Raw genomic sequence first — 20,973 nt, 5'->3', positions numbered from 1 at the left:
AAGGTACACAGCTCAACAATCGTTACCGGTGCGTAACTTACCGACGGGTTACCACCGGTAAGCCGACACGGTTACCGTCGGGTCACTTTGCTTGCACGAGTAAGGAGTGACCCGTGGGACAACCGCGCAAGGCACTGCGTACGACCACCGTGGGCGCCGTGTCGGCGACTCTCGTCGCCGGCGCCGCCTTCGGCCTCGCCCCGGCCGCCCAAGCCGCTCCGGCGGCCGCTCCACAGGCGGCAAGCGCTGCGGACGTCCGCTTCGTCGACATCCCCGGCGACGGCGGCACGATCCTCAAGGCCAACGTCTTCACCCCCAAGGGCGCGGAGGCGGGCAGCAAGTACCCCGCGATCGTGCTGCCCACCAGCTGGGCCATGCCCCAGGTCGAGTACGTCGCGCAGGCCCAGAAGCTCGCGAACTCCGGCTATGTCGTGGTCAGTTACAACTCGCGCGGCTTCTGGCAGTCCGGCGGCGAGATCGAGACCGGCGGCCCCGAGGACATCGCCGACGCCTCGAAGGTCATCGACTGGACCCTGGCGAACACCCCGGCCGACCCCGGCAAGATCGGCATGGGCGGCGTCTCGTACGGCGCGGGCATCAGCCTGCTCGCCGCGGGCCACGACAAGCGGATCAAGGCCGTGGCCGCGCTCAGCGGCTGGGGCGACCTCATCGACTCGATCTACAGCGGCCGCACCCAGCACCGCCAGGCCGCCGGGCTGCTCGGCGGCGCGGGCGTCCTCACGGGCCGCCCGAGCCCTGAACTCCAGCAGACGCTCAAGGACTTCCTCGGGTCCAACCTGGACCAGGAGGACGAGATGATCGCGTGGGGCGCCAAGCGCTCCCCCGCGACCTACATCGACCAGATCAACAAGAACGGCGCGGCCGTCATGCTGGGCAACGCCTGGGGCGACACGATCTTCCCGCCCAACCAATACGCCGAGTTCTACGAGCAGTTGACGGGCCCCAAGCGACTCGAATTCCGCCCCGGAGACCACGCGACCGCCGAACTGACCGGTCTGCTCGGGCTGCCCAACGACACCTGGACCTCGACCCAGCGCTGGTTCGACCGCTACCTCAAGGGCGAGAAGAACGGCGTCGACACCGAGCAGCCCGTCCAGCTCAAGTCCCGCTCCACCGGCGGCTACGAGGGCTATCCCGACTGGAAGTCCGTCGGCGCGACGAAGAAGAAGATCGACCTGGCGGGCTCCACCACGCTGCGCACGAACGTGGACTCGGGCGCCAACGGCGGCACGGTACTGCTCTCCAACGCCCTCGACCAGTTCCTCAAGATCCCGCCGGTCGCCTCGATGCCGCTGCTGCCGCGGCGCTACGCGGGCGTCTGGCAGTCCGAGAAGTACGGCACGGCCCAGCGGGTGCGCGGGACGGCGAAGCTGCACACCACGCTCTCCAGCACCAAGGAGAGCGGCACCCTCGTCGCGTACCTCTACGACGTGGGCCCGCTCGGCCTCGGCAAGCTGGTCAGCAACGCGCCGTACACCTTCCACGGCAAGACCCCCGGCCAACCGTTCGGCGTGGACCTGGAGTTGTTCTCCACGGCCTACGACGTCCCGGCAGGACACAGGCTCGCCCTGGTGGTCGACACGGTCGACCCGCTCTACATCGAGCACAACCCGTCCGGCGCGCAGCTGACCTTCTCCTCGCCCGCGTCCGACCCGTCGTACGTGTCGGTCCCGCTGCGCGAACAGTGATCACCGGCTGCTGCCGGGTGGGCCCTGGCCCCTTTAGCTACTGCGGACCCGGCAGCAGCGTCCCTGGTTCGGCCGGGGCCACGTCCGCGGCCTCGGTCTTGGGATTGCGCCGCTGTCGTTTGGACACCCACTGGGCGAACCACGAGAGCAGCATGCACATCCCGATGTAGATCGGCGAGATCACCAGAACCACGGGGATGAAAGGTAGATCGTAGTCGAGGTTCGACGCGATCAGCTTCCCGGCGTGGAGGAACTCCTCGTAGGTGATCAGATAGCCGAGCGACGTGTCCTTGAGCGCCACCACCAACTGGCTGATGATGGCGGGCAGCATGGCACGCACGGCCTGGGGCACCAGGACGTGCGTCATGACCTGTGTCTTGCGCATCCCGAGCGCGTACGCCGCCTCGCGCTGCCCGCGCTCCACGGAGTTCACGCCCGAACGGAAGACCTCGGCGAGCACCGAGCCGTTGTAGAGCGTGAGTCCGGTGACCAGGGCCGGCAGCGGCTGGACCTTCAGCGCCACGAAGACGAAGAAGATCATCACCAGGACCGGCATCGCGCGGAAGAACTCCACGAGAAGCGTGGCCAGCCAGCGCACGGGACGGTGGTCGGAGAGCCGCCCCATGGCGAGCAGTCCGCCGAGCGCGAGCGCGAGCACCGCCGAGATGGCGAAGGCCTTGAGGGTGTTCCCCAGGCCCTTCAGGAGGAGTTCCTGGATGCCCTTGTACTCGAAGGGCGTCCACTTGGTCGCGGTGAACTGGTCGGTGTCGAAGAGCAGGTAGACGAGCCAGCCGACCAGGGCGAGCAGGACCACGGTGGAGAGCAGACCGTAGAGCCGGTGTCTGCGCTCGGTCCTGGGCCCCGGCACGTCGTAGAGGGCGGTGGATTCGTGGGAGAGGGCTTTCATCGGGCGACTCCCCAGCGCTTCTCGAGGACGTTGAACACGGCGCTGATGGCGAGGGTGATGATCAGGTAGCCGACGGCGATCCAGACGAACGTCCAGATGATGTTGTAGCCGAGCTCACTGAGCGTCTTGTACGAGCCGAGCAGCTCGGTGACGCTGAACGCGCCCGCGATGGCGGAGTTCTTGGCGAGGGCGATGAGGGTGGAGCCGACCGGCGGAATGACGGACCGGAAGGCCTGCGGGAGCACGACCATCGACAGCGTCTGCCCGAAGGACATCCCCAGGCTGCGGGCAGCCTCGCCCTGGCCCTTGGGGACGGTGTTGATGCCCGAACGCAGTGCCTCACAGATGAAGGCGGAGGTGTAGCAGCCCAGCGCGAGGACCGCGAACACCTTGAAGGGCAGGACGAGTCCGAAGCGCGGGAGTCCGAGCAGCACCGCGAAGAAGAGCAGCGTGAGCGGGGTGTTGCGCAGGACCGTCACCCAGGCGGTGCCGAACGCCCGGAAGGAACCGACCGGCGCCACCCGGAACGACGCCATCACGAAGCCGAGCACCAGGGCCAGGATCGACGAGTACACGGTGAGTTCGACGGTGCCGACGAACCCCTTGCCGAAGGTGGAGAAGTTGTCTGTCAGTACGTCCACGACGCCTCCTCAGCTCGCCGGGTAGCGGTCGATGGCGGGCGGCTTCGGCGCCGGGACCCCGGAGAGGCCGAGGGTGGCGTCGTAGGCCTTCTTCCAGTCGCCGTTCTTCTCCCGGGCGGCCAGCGCGTCGTCGACGGCGAACCGCAGGGCGTTGTCGCCCTTGGGCACGCCGATGCCGTAGGGCTCCTTCGAGAACGGCTTGCCGACCACCTTGAGCTCGTCGGGCACCTTGGCCGCGTACCCGATGAGGATGGCGTCGTCGGTGGTGACGGCGTCGACCTGATAGGTCAGCAGGTTGTCGACGCAGACCGAGTAGGTGTCGTACGCGACGAGCGTCGCCTTCGGGTAGTCCTTCTGGATGCGCTGGTAGGGGGTCGACCCGGCCGCCGAACAGACCTTCTTGCCGTCCAGGTCCTGCGGCCCCTTGATGTCGTCCTCGTCGGTGCGCACGAGGAGGCCCTGTCCCGCCATGTAGTAGGGACCGCCGAAGCCGACGAGCTTCTTGCGGAGGTCGTTGATGGTGTAGGTGCCGACGTAGTAGTCGATCTGCCCGTTCTGCAGGGCGGTCTCGCGGTTCGCCGACGCGATCGTCTTGAAGGTGGTCGACTGGGGTTCGAAGCCGAGCGAGGCCGCGACCATCTTGGCGATCTCGATGTCGAAGCCGGAGTACTGCCCGGTGGCGGGGTTCTTCTCGCCGAGGAACGGCTGGTCCTCCTTGGCGCCGACGACGAGGTGACCGCGCCGTTTCGCCTTCTTCCAGGTGCCGGAGTCCGGCAGCGTGAACCCCTTCGCCACCTGGTACTTGGGCAGTTCGTCGGGCTGCGGCCCCTTCACCGGGGGGCTGCCCTCCTTGCCGCAGGCGGTCGCGGCACAGGCGGCGAGGACGAGCGCCGCGAGCAGACGTGTCGTACGCATCATGGCGGGCCTCCCGTCAGTGCTTCAGGATCTTGGAGAGGAAGTCCTTGGCGCGGTCGCTCTCCGGGTTGCTGAAGAAGTCCTCGGGGGCGCGGTCCTCGACGATGCGGCCGGCGTCCATGAAGACGACACGGTTGGCGGCCGAACGGGCGAAGCCCATCTCGTGGGTGACGACGACCATGGTCATGCCGTCGCGGGCGAGGCCCTGCATGACCTCGAGCACTTCATTGATCATCTCGGGGTCGAGGGCCGACGTCGGCTCGTCGAAGAGCATCACCTTGGGCTCCATGGCGAGCGCGCGTGCGATGGCCACGCGCTGTTGCTGGCCGCCCGAGAGCTGCGCCGGGTACTTGTCGGCCTGGGTCGCGAGGCCCACCCGGTCGAGGAGCTCACGGGAGCGCCGCGTGGCGTCGTCCTTCTTCTTGCCCCGCACCTTGACCGGCGCGAGGGAGACGTTCTGCAGCACTGTCTTGTGCGCGAAGAGGTTGAAGGACTGGAACACCATGCCTACGTCGGCACGGAGCGAGGCCAGCGCCTTGCCCTCTTCCGGAAGCGGCTGCCCGTCCAGTGCGATGGCTCCCGACTGGATCGTCTCCAGCCGGTTGATCGTTCTGCAGAGCGTGGATTTCCCCGACCCTGACGGGCCGATGACCACGACCACCTCCCCCTTGCCGACGGTGAGGTTGATGTCCTGAAGGACATGCAGCTCCCCGTAGTACTTGTTCACATCACGCAGCTCGATCAGCGGATCGACGGCCATGCCCTGCCCTGCCCACTCTCGGCGGTGTCGGTCCGCGCAAACTATCCACGCGAAAACGGGACTTACTGGACGACACGCACGTATGGGCATTAACCGTATTTCCAGTTACGTCATCCCGCGGCTACGCCTCCGACGCCTCCGCGTAGACCTGGGACAGCTCGGGAGCACCCGTCACCGCCCAGTCGAGCCCCGCCTCGACCACCTGGATCTCCCGCCCCGACGCCAGCAGCACGACGGGGCTGCCGCCGGGCCAGACGTGCCAGGTGGCGCCGGACACCGCGCGGACGATGACCGAACCGAGGTAAAGACCCGCGTCGTTGCCGAGCCAGGGCAGCAGCTCGGGGTCGTCCCGCCAGCGTGGAAGCACCTGGTCGAGCGCGGTCAACGAGCCCGGGGAGTCGTCGAGTTCGAGCCCGGCTGCGGCTGCCTGGGAGCGCAGGAGCTCGCATTCGGCGAGGAGTTCGGCCACCCCGGCCGGGTCCTCGTCGAACGCCGAGGCGAGTCCTGGGCTCCGGTCGGCGGGCTGCTGTCTGCGCCACCTGTCGAAGAAGGAGATGTTCATGATCGGCCTCTCCGTGAGGGTGCCTCTGCTCCCGGTCCAACGAATGTAACTTGCATCAGTTGATCACGGAATCATGCGAATCCCCTCACATGGGGACGGACTGCCGGAGCGCGTCGGTGAGCAGCGCGTGCCACCCGGTTGGATACGGCATCCCGGCGAGTTCGGGTCATGTTCACGCGTACCTCATTGACGCTTCTCTTCCGCCTCCTTAGCTTCATGGCGCACCTGTCGTCACGTCAGCTCTAGCTTCAGCCAAGGGGAGGGGTCTGGTGTGCGTCCACGCAGTTCGCGTACCTCGCGTATCTCACGTATCTGGGGTGCGGCCGCCGTACTCGCGGTGATCTGCGGCGCCGTGCCCGTGGCGACGGCGCAGGCCGCACCGCACAGACCCGGGCCGCTCCCTTTGGAGCGGCTCTTCGACAACCGGGCGATCAGTGATGACGCGCGGCCCGGTGACGCGGACTTCGACGGCTCGGGCGGTTCGCTCTCGGCGCGGGATCTGGCCGCGGCGGGCTGGACCCCGGGCCGTTCGCTCGCCGTGGACGGGGCACGGCTGACCCTGCCGCGCACGGCCGCGGGCGAGAAGGACAACGTCCGCGCCGACGGGCAGTCCGTGCGGGTACGCGGACGCGGGGACGCCCTGGCGTTCCTCGTCGCGGGCACGGGCGGAGACGCGAGCGGCACGGGGGCGGTGCGCTACCGGGACGGCGGGAAGAAGACGTACCGACTGACGGCGCCGGACTGGCGCTCGGGCCCGCTCGCCACGAAGGCGGTCGCGCTGCCGCATCTGAACACTCCGGGCGGTCAACTCGCCGAGAAGACACGGCTGTACGTGGTGACCGTGCCGGTGGCGCGCGGGCGCGAGGTCGCCTCGGTGACCCTGCCGAAGGACCCGGGCGCCCCGGATCTGCACGTCTTCGCGCTCTCCGTGCGGCAGCCGGCCAAGGGGTGGACCGGAAGCTGGTCGACGTCGACGGCCGGTTACACGGCGGTGGGCCCGTGGACCGACCGGACCGTGCGACTGGTCGTCCACACCAGCACCGGCGGGCCGCGGGTGCGGATCCGGCTCGACAACACCTTCGCCTCGGCCCCGGTGCGCATCGGGAGCGCGACGGTGGCGGTGCAGGAGTCCGGGGCGGGAGCGCGGGGCGAGCCCCAGTCGCTGTCCTTCCGCGGCGAGGCGGGCACCGAAGTCCCCGCGGGCGCCCAGGCGTTCAGCGATCCGCTCGACTTCGACGTGCCCGAGGACACCAACCTCCTGGTGAGCTTCCACCTCCCGGAGACGGTGACGACCGCCCCCGTGCACAGCCAGGCCATCCAGCGCTCGTACGTGAGCGGCCCCGGCGACCACGCGGCGGACGACTCCCCGGCGGCGTACACCTCGACGATCACGACCTGGCCGCTGCTCACGGGTGTCGACGTGGGCGGCGGTCCCGGGTCGGTGGTGCTGCTCGGCGACTCCATCACGGACGGGGTGAAGTCGACGCAGGACGCGAACCACCGCTGGCCCAATGTCCTCGCCACGCGGCTGCTCCAGCAGGACGAGGTGCCGCGCTTCGGTGTCCTGAACCAGGGGATCTCGGCGAACCGCGTGGTCGCGGACCGCTACCCCGGCGACGGCGTCTCCACCGACACCGGTGGCGTCAGCGCCCTGCACCGCCTGGACCGTGATGTGTTCGCCCAGACGTCGGCCCGTACGGTCGTCGTCTTCGAAGGTGTCAATGACGTGCGGTGGGGCGCATCGGCGGATCAGGTGATCGCCGGTATGCGGGAGATCTCCGAGCGGGCCCGTGCGCGGGGCCTGCGCGTGGTGGCCGCGACCATCGCGCCCTGCCAGGGCGAGTCCCTGTGCACGGCGGCGGCGGACGCGGAGCGGGTGAAGGTCAACGACTACCTGCGGGGCGGCGACGACTTCGACGCCGTCCTGGACTTCGACGCGGTGCTGCGGGATCCGGCGAACCCGGCACGGATGCTGGCCGCGTACGACAGCGGGGACCATCTGCATCCGGGGGACGCGGGACTCGCCGCGATCGCGGAGTCGGTGGACCTGCGGGTGCTCGAGCCGTAGGGACCGGGTGGTGGCGCCGGCCTGAGGTCTCCCTCGCCGGCCGGCGCCCCTGGGTCACACGTCCAGGTCCACGACGACCGGCGCGTGGTCCGACGCGCCCTTGCCCTTGCGCTCCTCACGGTCCACGTACGAGTCGGAGACGGCCTTGCCGAACGCCTCGTTCCCGTACACCAGGTCGATGCGCATGCCCTTGTTCTTGGGGAAGCCGAGCTGGCGGTAGTCCCAGTACGTGAACGGGTGGTCGTACTTCAGGGGGCGCGGTACGACGTCCGAGAGGCCCGCTTCCCGCAGTGCCGCGAGGGCCGCGCGCTCGGCGGGGGTCACGTGCGTGGCGCCCTCGAACAGGGCGGGGTCCCACACATCCGCGTCGGTCGGCGCCACATTGAAGTCCCCGAGGACCGCGAAGGGCCGTGCGCCCGCCGCGTCGGCGGCGACCGCGGTCTTCAGCGCCTCGAACCACCGCAGCTTGTAGGCGAAGTGCTCGTGGTCCACCTCGCGGCCGTTGGGCACATACACCGACCAGAGACGCGCCGGGCCGCAGGTGGCGGAGATCGCGCGCGGCTCCTGGACCCCGTCGTAGTCGGGGCCGCCGGGCAGGCCGGTCGTCACGTCGTCGAGGCCCACGCGGGAGACCAGCGCGACGCCGTTCCACCGGCCTGTCGCGTTCACCGCCGACTCATAGCCGAGCTCGCGGAGCTCGGCTGCGGGGAACTGCTCCGCGGTGGTCTTGGTCTCCTGGATGCACAGCACATCCGTACCGCTGCTCTCCAGCCAGGCGAGGAGCCTGGGCAGCCGAGCGGTGATCGAGTTCACGTTCCAGGTGGCAATGCGCATGCTTCCCAACCTACCGAACGCCACTGACAGCCCCGGGCCCGCCGGTCACAGCTCGGCGGACGCCCCCGGCGTGAGCCGCAGGTGCTCCGCACCGCCGAGGGACCCGATCTGCGAGTCGTAGATCGGCCGGGCCAGGTCCGTGAGCAGGGCGTCGTGGACGTCGTAGGCGCGCTGCGGCTTGACCTCGCGCACGTAGTCGATGACCTCGGAGATCTTGCTCCAAGGCGCCATCACCGGCAGCATCAGCGTCTGAACCGGCTGCTCGGGAACGGTCAGCGCGTCGCCCGGGTGGAAGACCGAACCGTCCACCAGGTAACCGACGTTCGTGATCCGCGGGATGTCCGGGTGGATCACGGCGTGCAGTTCGCCGTGCACCTGTACGTCGAATCCGGCGGCCTCGAAGGTGTCACCGTGCCCGACGGTGTGCACCCGCCCCGGAAAGGCCGCCGAGATCTTCTCGGCGACGGAGCGCAGGGTCCAGATCTCGGCCGCGGGGTTGGCCTCGAGGCCCGCGCGCAGCCGGTCCTCGTCGAAGTGGTCGGGGTGCTCGTGCGTGACGAGGATCGCGTCGGCGCCGAGGGCCGCGTCCTGTTCGCTGAAGCCGCCCGGGTCGATGACCAGGCTCCGGCCGTCCCGCTCCAGGCGGACACAGGCGTGCGTCTTCTTCGTGAGCTTGATGCGCTTCGCGGAAGTCGTCATTCCTCCATCCTGCTACGCCTCACTCCGGGGGCGTGGTTTCCTCGCGGATGACGGCCTGGGCGACCTTGAAGGCGGAGTTCGCCGCGGGGACGCCGCAGTAGACGGCCGCTTGGAGCAGCACTTCCTTGATCTCCTGCGCGGTGAGGCCGTTGCGCAGGGCGGCGCGGGTGTGGAAGGCCAGCTCGTCGAGGTGGCCGCCCGCGACGAGCGCGGTCAGGGTGACGCAGCTGCGGGAACGCCGGTCGAGGCCGGGGCGGTTCCAGACCTCGCCCCACGCGTAGCGCGTGATGAGCTCCTGGAAGTCCGTGGAGAAGTCGTCGGCGGCGGCGAGCGCGCGGTCGACGTGCGCGTCACCGAGCACCTCGCGGCGGACCTTGATCCCCGCTTCGTAGAGGTCGGGGCGGCCGTCGCCCACGGCCTCGGGCTGCTCCATGGGCCCGATCTCGGCCACGGGGAAGACGGGCGGCGGCGGGGCGAGCACCGGCTTGACCGGCGTCGCGCTGATCGCCGCGTGCGTCCCGGTGGCGTCGGGCGCGAGCTGCCAGGCGGTGGAGAAGTGGCGTACGAGCAAGTCGGTGACGGCGGCGGGCTGCTCGACGGGGGCGAGGTGGGAGGCCCCCGGCACCACGGCGAGGCGGGAGTCCGGGATGCCGGCGACGAGGGTGCGGGCCTCGCCCTGCCCGGTGACCTGGTCCTCGGACCCGACGAGCACGAGGGTGGGCACCCCTATCCGGCTCAGCTCGGCGCGCACGTCGAAGGCGGCGAGGGCCTCGCAGGCGGCGATGTAGCAGCCCGGGTCGGTCGTCCGCACCATCTGTACGGCCCAGTCGGTGATCGCGGGCTGCGCGGCGGCGAAGCCGGGCGTGAACCAGCGCTCGGGGGACGTGCGCGCGATGGGGTCGAGGCCGTTGCTCCGCACGATCACCCCGCGCTGGCGGAACTCGTCGGCGCTGCCGAAGCGCGGCGAGGCGGAGATCAGGGCCAGCGAGGCGACGCGCTGCGGGTGCCGCAGGGCGAGCTCGGCCCCTATCGCACCGCCGAAGGCGCAGCCCGCGTACCCGAAGCGCTGCACGCCGACCTCGTCGAGCGTGACGAGAAGCCGCTGCACGAGGTCGCCGACGGAGCCGCAGGGATGCGCGGGGGCGCCCCCGTGTCCGGGCATGTCGAAGCGGAACACACGCCACTGCTTGACCAGCTCGGGCACCTGCCGGTCCCACATGTGCCAGGTGGTTCCGAGCGAGGGTCCGAGGATCAGCACGGGGGCGTCTTCGGGGCCGTCGAAGCGGTACTGGAGGGCAGGGGTAGTCGTCTCGCTCACCGCTCTACGCTAACGGGCGGAGCTGACGCGCGAGTAAGAGGGTGCACAAGCTCTCGCCGGGACGGCCGTTCCCGTCGCGGGATTGCGTGCGACAAATGCGAGCAGATACTCCTGAACTGCCCGCCCCCGAAAGGAACCAGCCATGAGTGAGGCCCCGCCCTACATCGACGCCGAGGCGATGGCCCGGTCCGTCCCGATGTCCGCGGCGATCGAGGCGGTGGAGGCCGTCCTCAAGGCGGGCCTGGACCCGGAGGCGGAGCCGCCGCGGGGAGTGGTGGACGTACCGGGCGGCCAACTGCTCCTGATGCCGTCCGCCACGAGGGCGTACACCGGGGTGAAGATCGCCACGGTCACCCCGGAGAACACGGCCCGCGGTCTCCCCCGCGTCCAGGGCCTGTACCTCCTCCTGGACGGCACGACCCACACGCCCCTGGCCGTCCTCGACGGCATCGCGCTGACCTCCCTGCGGACCCCCGCGGTGTCGGGCGCGGCGATCAAGCACCTGGCGGTCCCGGACGCCCGCCGCCTCTTGGTCTTCGGCACCGGCCCGCAGGCCTGGGGCCATGTGGAGGCGGTCCGCGCGGTACGCCCGACGCTGACCCACGTGGACGTGGTGGCCCGCGACCCCGAGCGCGTCGCGGCCTTCGTCGACCGATGCCGCGAGGCGGGCCTCTCGGCGGCGCCCGCGGCCCCGGCGGACGTCACGACCGCCGACGTGGTCTGCTGCTGCACGACATCCCGCGAACCGCTCTTCGACAGCACCCTGCTCCCACCCCACGCGACGGTGGCCGCGGTGGGCTCCCACGAACCGGACGCACGCGAGGTCGACGAGGACCTGCCGGCCCGCGCGGTGGTGGTCGCGGAATCCCACGAGGTCGCCCTGCGAGAGTGCGGCGACATCATCCTCGCAACGGCCACGGGTGCCTTCGACGCGAAGAACCTGCGGTCACTGGGCGAGTTGGTACGGGGAGAGGTCAAGATCCCCGATGACCGACCTCGACTGTTCAAGTCCGCGGGGATGGCCTGGGAGGACTTGGCGGTGGCGGCGGCCGTGTATGAGGGGGCTCGAACCGGCTAGGAGCTCACACCACCCTCACCGCGTGCCGCACCGCCGCGTCGAACAGATAGCCCTGCGTGTTGTGCGTCGTCGTCTCCGGCTGGGTTCGGCCCGTGGTGTCCGTGGCGCGGGCCAGGAGTGTGGCCGGGCCCGGGGTTCTTGGGTGCCAGGGGGTGGTCCAGCGGGTCCATGTGGCGCGGTGGGGGGTGTCCTTGAGATGGGCCGGTTGCCAGGTGCGGCCCTCGTCCGTACTGATGTCCACGCGGGTGATCGCGCCCGTCGCCGACCATGAGCGGCCGGTGAGGTGGTGGGTCGTGGACGCCGGGAGGCTTGCGTTCCAAGGGAGTTCGAAGGCGGACTTCAGGGTCTGGTGGGTCAGCGGGGCGCTGCCCTCCGGGGGGTACGTGTCGCCGAACAGGCGGTAGAACTGCGTGTTCCAGGGCGAGTAGAGAGGGGTGGACGAGACCTCGATGTCGCCCACCCATTTGATCGACGCGATGCCCACCCACGTCGGGACCAGGACCCGCACCGGGTAGCCGTGGTCCGCGGGGAGCGGAGCGCCGTTCATCTCGTACGCCAGGATCACGTCGTCCAACGCCTTGGCGAGCGGCAGCGGGCGGCGGACCCGGCCCAGGTTCGTGCCGTCGTCCGTGACGTACTCCGCGTCGAGGCCGCTGGGCATGACGTCCACCGCTCGGCGGGAGACGCCTGCCCGGCGCAGGACCTCGGAGAGGCGCACGCCGCGCCAGCGCGCGTTGCCGACCGCTCCCAGGGTCCAGGCCGTACCGGAGGCCGGCTGCCCCTGTTGGGTCGTGAAGAAGCTCCTGCCGTTGCCCGCGCATTCGACGAGGGCGGTGCGAGTCGTCGACGGGAGGCGTTTGAGGTCCGCGAGCGTGAACTCACAGGTCCTGCCGCCCCGTAGGCCGTCGCCCCAGATCCGTAGGCTCCACGTCTTCGCGTCCAGGCGTGGCGTCGCCGTGTGGTTGCGCACGAAGAAGTGCGACGCGGGGGTGTGGAAGCCTGTCTGCGCCAGCGCCTCGAACTTCGTTTCCGCGTTCGTGCCGCGGATCGTGAAGCGGTCCGCGGGGAGCGGTTTCACGATGCCGGCTGCGACAGCGCCCGCGGCCGCCCGCGCTCGGGGTGCGCCCAGCGCCACCGGCAGCGTCGCCGCGGCCCCCGCCGCCGCGAGCAGCCGCAGCATGTCCCTGCGTGCCACCCCGTCCGCGCGCGCCTCCCCCGCGAGCCACTGGGCGCGCCGGCGTCTGTCGTACTCCTCTTCGGATGCCCCTTCGGATGTCTCTCTGGAGATCATGGGCGCCATCGTACGAGCGGACCTTCGGTCAACTCACCGATGCAACACGCCAGTTACGGAGTTGTCGTAGACACTACATAGACCATCGGGTGCTCCGCGTTGACGCGGTTCACCACCACGTCCAGGGTCGGCACCGGGTCCTTCTGCACATGGGTCAGGCCCAGCCAGGGGCCCGGGTCCGTGAACTCCCAGCCGACGACCTTGCGGTCGCGCTTGCTGATGGTGATGTCGTTCTTCTCCAGCGCCTTGGTGCTCGTGCCGATCTGCTTGAGGAACTTGTCCAGGCCCTCGTTGCTGGTCAGGAACTGGGCGTACAGGCGGCTGGTGCGCCAGTTGTTCGTCTCGTAGTAGGCGACTTCCCGGGAGTAGTGCGGGATCGGTACGTCGTAGAGACGGCGCTGCACCTTGGAGGGCCAGCCCGCGGTGAGGCCGGTCGCGGAGTACTTGGCCTCCTTGTCGCGGCCGCTGTTGCGGCTCTGGTTCGCGGAGATCACCAGATAGCCGGCCGGCACGCCGATCAGGAGCACGATGATCGTGGCCGTCAGCCAGCGGCGGCGGAGCATGTGGCGGCGGCCCTCGCGGGGGCGGCCACCCTCGTCGGCGGGATCCGGGGAGTCCGCGGAGTCCGGGGACGAGGGCTGGCGGGGGACGGTCATCTGTTTACTGGGTTCCCTGAGAGGTGCGGTCGTTGGTGCGGCGCGCTTCCACGTACCGCTCGTACCGTTCGTGGCGCTCCACCCGGCGGCGGTTGGCGCGGCGGAAGCGGCGGGCCACCAGACGGGCCAGGTCGGCCGCGCCCACCATGCCCGCCTCGGGGCCCAGCTGGGCGCGGGCGATACGGGCCTCGGGGCGGTAGCCGCGGCCGGTCAGCTGGCGGCGGAAGGCGTCGCGGGCCGGACCGATCAGGAGGTCGTCGGCGGCCGACACACCGCCGCCGATCACGAAGCAGGACGGGTCGAGCGCCGCCGCGAGGTTCGCGATGCCGACGCCCAGCCACTGGCCGATGTCCTGGAGGAGCTCGACGCACATCGCGTCGCCGTCGCGGGCCAGCTCCGTGATCAGGGGTCCGGTGATGTCGGGGATGTTGCCCTTGACCCGCTCGATGATCCCGTACGCGACCGGGGAGTCGGCGGCGGCGAGTTCGCGGGCCTCCCTGACCAGCGCGTTGCCGGAGCTGTACTGCTCCCAGCAGCCGCGGTTGCCGCACGGGCAGCGATGGCCGCCGGGGACGACCTGCATGTGCCCGAATTCGCCGGCGACCCCGAACTTGCCGCGCTTGACCTGGCCGTCCTCCAGGATCGCGCCGCCGATGCCGGTGCCGAGCGTGATCATGACCAGGTGGTCCTCGCCGCGGGCCGCGCCGAAGCGCCATTCCGCCCACGCGGCGGTGTTCGCGTCGTTGTCGACGAGCACGGGCACCGCGAGGCGGCCGGAGATGCGGTCACGCAGGGGTTCGTTGCGCCAGGACAGGTGCGGGGCGAACAGGACGCGGTTGCGGTCCGCGTCGACCCAGCCCGCGGCGCCGATGCCCACCGCGTGCACGTCGTGTCGGTCGGAGAGGTCCAGGACCAGCTCGACGATGGTGTCCTCGACGACCTTGGGGCTCTTGGACTTGTCCGGGGTCTCCGTGCGGAGCGTCTCCAGGATGTTGCCGTCGGCGTCCACGACGCCCGCCATCACCTTCGTGCCGCCGATGTCGATGCCGACGGTGGGCACACGGGGCGCCGTCAGATGTGATCGGCGCTCACGCGTGCCCACGGTCCGCAGGACGGTGGCTCGGGCGGAGCCGCGGTGTGCGAGATCGCGGTAGGTGCTCATTGCGGCGATTCTGCCATTCCGCTGCCGCTGTGGCTCACCGGTGTCCCGTGGCTCGGTCTCGCTCCCGCCTGCCCGTCTCTCACCTGCGGGTTCGCTGTCGCTGAGCGCGCAGTTCCCCGCGCCCCTGCGGGGCGTTGCTCAGCGCTTCTCCAGTTCGTGGCGCAAGTCGTCCAGTTCGCTGCCGCCTGCCATCTGGCGGGTCAGCTCGTCCAGGGTGATCTCGTCGCGCGCGTAGCTGCCGAACATCGTGCCGCGCTTGAGGAGGACGAAACGGTTGCCGACCAGGTAGGCGTGGTGCGGGTTGTGGGTGATCAGGACCACTCCGAGACCCGCGTCCCGCGCCGCCGCGACGTACTTCAGGACGACGCCCGACTGCTTGACGCCGAGCGCGGCGGTGGGCTCGTCCAGAACGAGGACCTTCGCGCCGAAGTACACCGCGCGCGCGATCGCCACGCACTGGCGCTCGCCGCCCGACAGGGTGCCGATGGGCTGGTCGACGTCGCGCAGGTCGATGCCCATGCGCAGCAGCTCCGCGCGGGTCGTCTCGCGCATGAGGTCGACGTCGAGGCGCTTGAAGGGGCCCACGCCCTTCGTCGGCTCGGAGCCGAGGAAGAAGTTGCGCCAGACCGGCATCAGCGGGACCACGGCGAGGTCCTGGTAGACCGTGGCGATGCCGTGGTTCAGCGCGTCGCGGGGCGTGCCGAGCTTCGCGTCCTCGCCCTCGATCCGGAAGGTTCCGCCGTCGTGCTGGTGCAGACCCGCGATGATCTTGATGAGGGTCGACTTGCCCGCGCCGTTGTCGCCGAGGACGCAGGAGATCTCGCCCGCGTGGACCTCCAGGGAGACGCCTTCGAGGGCACGGATGTTGCCGTAGTACTTACTGACGTCGTCGAGCTCGACGAGGGGGGCCCGCTCAGGGTCGGGGCCCGGCACCGTGTCGGTGACGTCGATCGAATCGGTGGTCACTTCGTCGCCTCCGCGCGCTTGCGGACCCAGTGGTTGAGCAGGGTCGCCAGGAGCAGCATCACTCCGAGGAAGAACTTGAACCAGTCCGGGTTCCACTCGGCGAACACGATGCCCTTGCTGACCATGCCGAAGATGAGGGCGCCCACGGCCGCGCCGACCGCGGAGCCGTAGCCGCCGGTGATCAGACAGCCGCCGATGACGGCCGCGATGATGTAGATCAGTTCGTTGCCGACGCCCTCGCCGGACTGGACGACGTCGTACGAGAAGAGCAGGTGCTGGCCCGAGATCCAGGCGCCGAAGGCGACGCCCATGTAGAGGCCGATCTTCGTCGCCGCGACCGGGACACCGACCGCGCGGGCCGCGTCCTCGCCGCCGCCGACCGCGAAGATCCAGTTGCCGACTCGGGTGCGGAGCAGGACCCAGGTGGCGACCGCGATCAGGCCGAGCCACCACAGAATCGTGATCTTGAAGTCGACGCCGCCGATGGTGAGCGTCGAGGCGAAGACGTCCTTGGCGGAGGTGAAGCCCTCCATGTCGGCGATCGACTTCGTGGAGACCGTGCCGCTGATCAGCTTGGTGAAGCCGAGGTTCATGCCGGTCAGCATCAGGAACGTACCGAGCGTGATGATGAAGCTCGGCGGGTCGGTGCGCGTCAGCATCACGCCGTTGAAGACGCCGATCGCGAGGGTGACGACGAGCGAGACGAGTACGCCGACCCAGACGTTCGCCGTCATCTGGTAGCTGAACATCGACGAGATGAGCGCGGAGCTCGTCACCATGACGCCCGCCGACAGGTCGAACTCGCCGCCGATCATCAGGAGCGCCACCGGCACCGCCATGATGCCGAGCGTCGATGCCGCATAGAGCACCGTGGCGAGGCTGGTGGCCTGCATGAAGCTGTCCGCGGCGACCGCGAAGAAGACGAAGACGGCGATGGCGCCGACGACGGAGCCGAGCTCGGGGCGGCCCATCAGCTTCTTCAGCGGCGAGGCCTTCAGGAGGCGCTCGTCCGTCTTCGTGTCCGGGGAGCCGGGTGACGGGGCGGGCGCCGGGGCTGTGGCTGTCATCGCGTCCCTCGCTTCGCGTATTCCTCCAGCTTGGCGGCCTGGTCCTTGGTGATGATCTGCGGTCCGGTGAGGACCGGCTTGCCGCCGCCGAGCACGTCGTCGTTGTACTTGTAGAGCCAGAGCAGGTCCACGGCCTCGTACCCCTGGAGGTAGGGCTGCTGGTCGACGGCGAAGCCGAGCGTGCCGTCCTTCAGACCCGCCGCGACCTTCTCGTTCAGGTCGAAGGTGTCGACCTCGGCCTTGCTGCCCGCGCTGTCGGCGGCCTTCACCGCGGTGTCCGCGAAGGGCGCGCCGAGCGTGACGACCGCGTCGACGGACTTGTCGGACTGGAGCCTGGCCTCGATGGAGGACTGCACGTCGGGCATGTTCGTGCCGGTCACGTACAGGTTCTGCATCTTGCCGTCGAAAGTCTTCTCGGCACCTTCGCAGCGCTGCTCGTGTCCGACGTTGCCCTGCTCGTGCAGGATGCAGAGCGCCTTCTTCTTGCCGCGCTTGTTGAGCTCCTCGCCGACGGCCTCGCCCGCGATCGTCTCGTCCTGGCCGATGTGGGTGAGCGCGCCGAACTCCTTGGACTCCGCGGAGCCGGAGTTCACGGTGACCACCGGGATGCCGGCCTTCTTGGCGCGGGCCAGGGCGCCCTTCATCGCGGCGGGCTTGGCGAGGCTGACGATGATGCCGTCGACCTTCTTGTCGATGTACGAGTCCACGAGCTGGGCCTGCTGCTGGGCCTCGGCGTTGTGGGAGTACAGGAACTTGATGTTGTCCTTGCGGGCCGCCTCTTCGGCGCCTTCCTGGACGATGTCCCAGAACGTGTCACCGTCACCCGAGTGGGTCACCATGCCGAACGTCCACCTCGGCGTGCTCACCGCCGCCTTGCCCTGGGCCGATGCCGCCTTGCGCGCGTCCTCGGCCCGCTTGCCGCCGGTGCTGCTGCACCCCGCGAGGGATACCCCGAGCACCGCGACCAGCACGGCGCCCACCGCACGTACCCCTGTCTGAACCCTTGCCACGACGCCGTGCCCTTCTAGCTCTGCTTCTCGGTGAGGCCGGTCCGGATCCCCGGCCCCAGCCGCCCAAGTATCGACCACGCGGATCACGCGTGTGTTCATCGGGTGCCGCGGGCGGTGTACTTCTCCAGCTTCGGTACGTCCTTCTCGGTGACGATCGCGGGTCCGGTGAGGACGGGCTTGCCGCCGCCGAGGACGTTCGCGTTGGTCTTGTGGAGCCACAGCTCGTCGACGGCGAGGTAGCCCTGGAGGTAGGGCTGCTGGTCGACGGCGAAGCCGACCTCCTTGGCCTTGAGGCGCTTGACGACCTCGGCGTTCAGGTCGAAGGTGGCGACCTCGGCCTTGCTCCCGGAGTCCTCCTTGGCCTTCACCGAGTAGGCGGCGATCGGCGCGCCGAGCGTGACCACCGCGTCGATGTCCTTGGTCGCCTGGAGTTTCGCACTGATGGAGGACTGGGCGTTGGGCGCGTTGGTGCCCTCGACGTTGAGGTTCTCGACCGACCCCTTGAGGGTCTTCTTCACCCCCGCACAGCGCTGCTCCAGGGAGACGTTGCCCTGTTCGTGGATGACGCAGAGCACCTTCTTCTTGCCGCGCTCGCTGAGCTCGTCGCCGACCGCCTCGCCCGCCACGGACTCGTCCTGGCCGATGTGGCTCAGGGCGCCGAAGTCGGCGGAGAACTCACCGCCGGAGTTGATCGTGACGACCGGTATCCCGGCGGCCTCGGCCTTGCCGAGGACCGCCTTCATCGCCTCGGGCTTGGCCAGCGTCACGACGATGCCGTCGACCTTCTTGTCGATCGCCGACTGGACGAGCTCGGCCTGCCCCTTGGCCTCCTTGTCGTTGGAGTAGAGGAACTCGACGTTGTCCTTGCGGGCCGCCTGCTTGGCGCCGCTCTGCACGATGTCCCAGAAGGTGTCGCCCTCGCCGGAGTGCGTGACCATCGCGATCTTGAGGCGGGGCGTGTTCACGCCTTTGCCGCCTCCCCCGCCATCGCCCGACTTGTCCTCGTCGTCCTTGCCGCCGGAGCCGCTGCACCCGGCCGCGAGCGCGAGCACCGCCACGAGAGCTGCTGCGCTGCGTGCGGAACGCATGGTGGGACTACGCATGGTGGGACCACCTCTTCTCCCGGCCGCCCGAGTGCGGCTGGTGGGAGTTCTAGCGGCGGGCGCGCGGCAGCGTCAATGGATTTGTCAGAACATTCTTACGACCGTTGGCGAGTTGGTATCAGATGAGCCGGAGCCGACAGAAGGGGCGACCCCGTCAGACGGGGCCGCCCCAACAGCGCTTGCGTGACCGGTGAGGTCAGTGCTTGCCGATGTCCTTCGTCTTCTCCTTGGCCTGACGTGCGTCGCCCTTCATCTGCTGGGCCCGGCCTTCGGTGGTGAGCCGTTCGTTGCCCACGGCGCGTCCGGCGGCTTCCTTCGCGGCACCGGTGACCTGCTCGGTCTTCGCCTTGGCCTTCTCGTTGGCGGTCATGGCCGCTCACGCTCCTTGGCATCGACTACGTGTGCTGTCACTTCGGTTGACCGCCGAGCGGCCCGGCAAACATCCGCACCGCGCGACTTCTCTCCGTTTTTTTCGTTCAGATATGAGTGTGTGTGGGTGGCGATCCGTGGGGTACACGGGCCGTCGCCGAAGGAAGTTTCGAACTGAACAAGGAGCGGAACGCATGATCACCGCGGCGCAGGAGCAGACGCAGGACCCGGTCACCAAGGCCGGGGAGGACCTCGTTGAACGCGCGTACACGGACCCCTCCTCCATCGCGCCGAGGGACGCGCGGGAGGTCGGCAAGCGTTTCTTCGACCGCCTCACGCAACTCGAGGAGGGCACGCACGAGTACCAGTACGTGCGCAACGTCCTGATCGAGATGAACCTCTCCCTCGTGCACTACGCGGCCTCTCGGTTCAAGCACCGGGGCCAGCAGGAGATGGAAGACATCGTCCAGGTCGGCACCATCGGCCTGATCAAGGCGATCGACCGCTTCGAGCTGACCCGCGAAGTCGAGTTCACCTCCTTCGCCGTGCCTTACATCACCGGTGAGATCAAACGGTTCTTCCGCGACACCTCCTGGGCCGTGCACGTGCCGCGCCGCCTTCAGGAGGCCCGTCTCGAACTGTCCAAGGCCACCGAGGAGTTGCGCACCCGCCTGGGCCGCCTGCCTTCCACGGCCGAGCTGGCGGAGCTGATGCAGCTCGAGCCGTCCGAGGTCGCCGAGGCGCAGAAGGCCTCCAACGGCTACAACGCCATCTCCCTGAACGCCGCGGTCAACGGCGCCGACGACGAGTCCGACACCATGCTCGCCGACTTCATCGGCGTCGACGAGCAGTCCTTCGAGCTCGTCGAGAACTTCCACTCCCTCGCCCCGCTGATCGCGGACCTCGACGAGCGGGACCGCACACTCATCCATCTGCGCTTCGTCGAGGAGCAGACCCAGCAGCAGATCGCCGACGAGCTCGGCTACTCGCAGATGCATGTCTCCCGGCTGATCACCCGTGTCGTGGGCAAGCTCCGCGCCGGCCTGATGACCAACGACTGACTTCGATTCGGACCTTCCGGGCAGGTGCGGGTGTAGCGGCGTCCACCAGGGGCACCAGGTGGACATAAGCCAGTACAGGCCACAAACCCGTACAGGACATACGAGACAGGAGGCATTCCGTTGACTTCCGAGGCCACCCCCAAGTACACCGTCCCTGGCATCACGGTGCGGGAGGCCGGCACGGTCATCGAGCTGCTGCAGCAGCGCCTGCACGCGCTCAACGATCTCCACCTCACGTTGAAGCACGTGCACTGGAACGTGGTCGGCCCGCACTTCATCGCCGTGCATCAGATGCTCGACCCGCAGGTCGACCGGGTCCGCGACCTGGCCGACGACACGGCGGAGCGCCTGGCCGCCCTGGGCGGCATCGCGCACGGCACCCCCGGCGCCCTGGTCAAGGAGCGCACGTGGGAGGACTACAGCGTGGGCCGCGCCGATGCCATCGCCCACCTCGGCGCCCTTGACCTCGTCTACACCGGCGTCATCCAGGACGTGCGCGCGGCCATCAAGAAGGTCGGCGAGATCGACCCCGCCACCGAGGATCTGCTGATCGAGCAGCTGCGTGCCCTGGAGCAGTTCCAGTGGTTCGTCCGGGCCCACCTGGAGACGGCCGGCGGCACGCTGACCACGGCCGGCGCCACCACCGAGACCGAGGCCGCCGAGAAGTCCTCCGGCGCGTGACCTCCCTTACGGCGGGGGGGGGGGGGGGGGGGGGGGGGGGGGCGGAGGGGGGGGGGGGGGGGGGGGGGGATGGTGGGGGGGGGGGGGGGGGGGGGAAGAAGGAGGGGGGGGGGGGA

The 20,973-nt window shown here is 69.5% G+C and carries 21 protein-coding genes; 5 read left to right on the top strand and 16 right to left on the bottom strand.

From position 1 onward, the window contains the following. Positions 1-113: 113 nt before the first annotated feature. Positions 114-1,709: an alpha/beta fold hydrolase gene (locus ACZ5U5_RS32930; RefSeq protein WP_469029013.1), complete on the top strand. Its 1,596-nt coding sequence runs from the start codon at positions 114-116 to the stop codon at positions 1,707-1,709. A gap of 37 nt (positions 1,710-1,746) precedes the next feature. On the opposite strand, the gene ACZ5U5_RS32925 is transcribed toward ACZ5U5_RS32930, so the two are convergent. The 5 genes from ACZ5U5_RS32925 to ACZ5U5_RS32905 form a co-directional block, all read right to left on the bottom strand. After that, the gene (locus tag ACZ5U5_RS32925; protein WP_469029012.1) at positions 1,747-2,616 is read right to left on the bottom strand and encodes an amino acid ABC transporter permease; all 870 of its coding nucleotides are present in this window, start codon (positions 2,614-2,616) and stop codon (positions 1,747-1,749) included. Then, positions 2,613-3,257: an amino acid ABC transporter permease gene (locus ACZ5U5_RS32920; protein ID WP_469029010.1), complete on the bottom strand. Its 645-nt coding sequence runs from the start codon at positions 3,255-3,257 to the stop codon at positions 2,613-2,615. Before ACZ5U5_RS32920 ends, ACZ5U5_RS32925 begins: the two co-directional genes overlap by 4 nt. Positions 3,258-3,266: 9 nt before the next feature. After that, positions 3,267-4,172, bottom strand: coding sequence for a glutamate ABC transporter substrate-binding protein (locus tag ACZ5U5_RS32915; RefSeq protein WP_469029007.1), 906 nt, complete (start codon positions 4,170-4,172; stop codon positions 3,267-3,269). A 16-nt stretch (positions 4,173-4,188) separates the two neighbouring features. Further along, a complete protein-coding gene (locus ACZ5U5_RS32910) occupies positions 4,189-4,932 on the bottom strand; it encodes an amino acid ABC transporter ATP-binding protein (RefSeq protein WP_453635532.1) in 744 nt (247 codons plus the stop codon). Positions 4,933-5,053: 121 nt separating this feature from the next. Further along, positions 5,054-5,494, bottom strand: coding sequence for a DUF6278 family protein (locus ACZ5U5_RS32905; RefSeq protein ID WP_469029005.1), 441 nt, complete (start codon positions 5,492-5,494; stop codon positions 5,054-5,056). A 271-nt stretch (positions 5,495-5,765) separates the two neighbouring features. On the opposite strand from ACZ5U5_RS32905, the gene ACZ5U5_RS32900 reads away from it, so the two are divergent. Then, the gene (locus ACZ5U5_RS32900) at positions 5,766-7,562 is read left to right on the top strand and encodes an SGNH/GDSL hydrolase family protein (RefSeq protein WP_469029002.1); all 1,797 of its coding nucleotides are present in this window, start codon (positions 5,766-5,768) and stop codon (positions 7,560-7,562) included. A 54-nt stretch (positions 7,563-7,616) separates the two neighbouring features. Here ACZ5U5_RS32900 and ACZ5U5_RS32895 read toward each other — a convergent pair whose 3' ends face one another. From ACZ5U5_RS32895 to pcaDC, 3 genes are read right to left on the bottom strand one after another with little or no spacing between them, the layout of a single operon-like run. Beyond that, a complete protein-coding gene (locus tag ACZ5U5_RS32895; protein ID WP_469029000.1) occupies positions 7,617-8,396 on the bottom strand; it encodes an exodeoxyribonuclease III in 780 nt (259 codons plus the stop codon). A 45-nt stretch (positions 8,397-8,441) separates the two neighbouring features. Continuing rightward, on the bottom strand, positions 8,442-9,074 hold the full coding sequence (locus ACZ5U5_RS32890) for an MBL fold metallo-hydrolase (protein WP_469029786.1): 633 nt from the start codon (positions 9,072-9,074) through the stop codon (positions 8,442-8,444). 40 nt (positions 9,075-9,114) lie between these two features. After that, on the bottom strand, positions 9,115-10,413 hold the full coding sequence (gene pcaDC / locus ACZ5U5_RS32885; protein WP_469028998.1) for a bifunctional 3-oxoadipate enol-lactonase/4-carboxymuconolactone decarboxylase PcaDC: 1,299 nt from the start codon (positions 10,411-10,413) through the stop codon (positions 9,115-9,117). A gap of 142 nt (positions 10,414-10,555) precedes the next feature. Between pcaDC and ACZ5U5_RS32880 the strand changes: the two genes are divergently transcribed. Beyond that, on the top strand, positions 10,556-11,491 hold the full coding sequence (locus ACZ5U5_RS32880) for an ornithine cyclodeaminase family protein (RefSeq protein ID WP_469028995.1): 936 nt from the start codon (positions 10,556-10,558) through the stop codon (positions 11,489-11,491). A 4-nt stretch (positions 11,492-11,495) separates the two neighbouring features. Here the strand turns inward: ACZ5U5_RS32880 and ACZ5U5_RS32875 are convergent, their stop codons facing one another. The 8 genes from ACZ5U5_RS32875 to ACZ5U5_RS32840 all read right to left on the bottom strand — a co-directional run bounded on the left by ACZ5U5_RS32875 (position 11,496) and on the right by ACZ5U5_RS32840 (position 19,116). Continuing rightward, the gene (locus tag ACZ5U5_RS32875; RefSeq protein WP_469028993.1) at positions 11,496-12,782 is read right to left on the bottom strand and encodes a sulfite oxidase; all 1,287 of its coding nucleotides are present in this window, start codon (positions 12,780-12,782) and stop codon (positions 11,496-11,498) included. 53 nt (positions 12,783-12,835) lie between these two features. After that, positions 12,836-13,438 (bottom strand): sugar kinase, encoded by a 603-nt coding sequence (locus tag ACZ5U5_RS32870; protein WP_469028990.1) that lies wholly within the window; start codon positions 13,436-13,438, stop codon positions 12,836-12,838. A 4-nt stretch (positions 13,439-13,442) separates the two neighbouring features. Next, positions 13,443-14,600: an ROK family glucokinase gene (locus ACZ5U5_RS32865; RefSeq protein WP_160508012.1), complete on the bottom strand. Its 1,158-nt coding sequence runs from the start codon at positions 14,598-14,600 to the stop codon at positions 13,443-13,445. A 138-nt stretch (positions 14,601-14,738) separates the two neighbouring features. Then, complete coding sequence (locus ACZ5U5_RS32860; RefSeq protein ID WP_469028986.1) at positions 14,739-15,566, bottom strand: ATP-binding cassette domain-containing protein; 828 nt, start codon at positions 15,564-15,566, stop codon at positions 14,739-14,741. Continuing rightward, on the bottom strand, positions 15,563-16,633 hold the full coding sequence (locus ACZ5U5_RS32855) for an ABC transporter permease (RefSeq protein WP_469028983.1): 1,071 nt from the start codon (positions 16,631-16,633) through the stop codon (positions 15,563-15,565). The genes ACZ5U5_RS32860 and ACZ5U5_RS32855 overlap by 4 nt, the downstream gene beginning before the upstream one ends. Continuing rightward, complete coding sequence (locus ACZ5U5_RS32850) at positions 16,630-17,643, bottom strand: sugar ABC transporter substrate-binding protein (protein ID WP_469028980.1); 1,014 nt, start codon at positions 17,641-17,643, stop codon at positions 16,630-16,632. Before ACZ5U5_RS32850 ends, ACZ5U5_RS32855 begins: the two co-directional genes overlap by 4 nt. 95 nt (positions 17,644-17,738) lie before the next feature. Further along, positions 17,739-18,731, bottom strand: a complete 993-nt coding sequence (locus tag ACZ5U5_RS32845; RefSeq protein ID WP_469029783.1) for a sugar ABC transporter substrate-binding protein — start codon at positions 18,729-18,731, stop codon at positions 17,739-17,741. Between the two features lie 211 nt (positions 18,732-18,942). Beyond that, positions 18,943-19,116: a CsbD family protein gene (locus tag ACZ5U5_RS32840; RefSeq protein ID WP_451211920.1), complete on the bottom strand. Its 174-nt coding sequence runs from the start codon at positions 19,114-19,116 to the stop codon at positions 18,943-18,945. 193 nt (positions 19,117-19,309) lie between these two features. Here ACZ5U5_RS32840 and ACZ5U5_RS32835 point away from each other — a divergent pair, with 193 nt between their 5' ends. Both ACZ5U5_RS32835 and dps read left to right on the top strand, forming a co-directional pair. After that, the gene (locus tag ACZ5U5_RS32835; protein ID WP_469028976.1) at positions 19,310-20,176 is read left to right on the top strand and encodes a SigB/SigF/SigG family RNA polymerase sigma factor; all 867 of its coding nucleotides are present in this window, start codon (positions 19,310-19,312) and stop codon (positions 20,174-20,176) included. Between the two features lie 120 nt (positions 20,177-20,296). Further along, positions 20,297-20,857, top strand: a complete 561-nt coding sequence (gene dps / locus ACZ5U5_RS32830) for a DNA starvation/stationary phase protection protein Dps (protein ID WP_451211914.1) — start codon at positions 20,297-20,299, stop codon at positions 20,855-20,857. Positions 20,858-20,973 lie beyond the last annotated feature (116 nt).

It is taken from the genome of Streptomyces sp. NPDC033177 (genome assembly GCF_055577715.1).
This window is presented reverse-complemented; position numbering and strand designations above follow the sequence as displayed.

Coding starts and splice junctions, on each gene's coding strand:
- ACZ5U5_RS32880 (WP_469028995.1), top strand. CDS start 10,556: ATGAGTGAGGCCCCGCCCTACATCGACGCCGAGGCGATGGCCCGGTCC.
- ACZ5U5_RS32895 (WP_469029000.1), bottom strand. CDS start 8,396: ATGCGCATTGCCACCTGGAACGTGAACTCGATCACCGCTCGGCTGCCC.
- ACZ5U5_RS32835 (WP_469028976.1), top strand. CDS start 19,310: ATGATCACCGCGGCGCAGGAGCAGACGCAGGACCCGGTCACCAAGGCC.
- ACZ5U5_RS32840 (WP_451211920.1), bottom strand. CDS start 19,116: ATGACCGCCAACGAGAAGGCCAAGGCGAAGACCGAGCAGGTCACCGGT.
- ACZ5U5_RS32855 (WP_469028983.1), bottom strand. CDS start 16,633: ATGACAGCCACAGCCCCGGCGCCCGCCCCGTCACCCGGCTCCCCGGAC.
- ACZ5U5_RS32870 (WP_469028990.1), bottom strand. CDS start 13,438: ATGACCGTCCCCCGCCAGCCCTCGTCCCCGGACTCCGCGGACTCCCCG.
- ACZ5U5_RS32925 (WP_469029012.1), bottom strand. CDS start 2,616: ATGAAAGCCCTCTCCCACGAATCCACCGCCCTCTACGACGTGCCGGGG.
- ACZ5U5_RS32865 (WP_160508012.1), bottom strand. CDS start 14,600: ATGAGCACCTACCGCGATCTCGCACACCGCGGCTCCGCCCGAGCCACC.
- ACZ5U5_RS32910 (WP_453635532.1), bottom strand. CDS start 4,932: ATGGCCGTCGATCCGCTGATCGAGCTGCGTGATGTGAACAAGTACTAC.
- ACZ5U5_RS32845 (WP_469029783.1), bottom strand. CDS start 18,731: ATGCGTTCCGCACGCAGCGCAGCAGCTCTCGTGGCGGTGCTCGCGCTC.
- ACZ5U5_RS32905 (WP_469029005.1), bottom strand. CDS start 5,494: ATGAACATCTCCTTCTTCGACAGGTGGCGCAGACAGCAGCCCGCCGAC.
- ACZ5U5_RS32915 (WP_469029007.1), bottom strand. CDS start 4,172: ATGCGTACGACACGTCTGCTCGCGGCGCTCGTCCTCGCCGCCTGTGCC.
- ACZ5U5_RS32875 (WP_469028993.1), bottom strand. CDS start 12,782: ATGATCTCCAGAGAGACATCCGAAGGGGCATCCGAAGAGGAGTACGAC.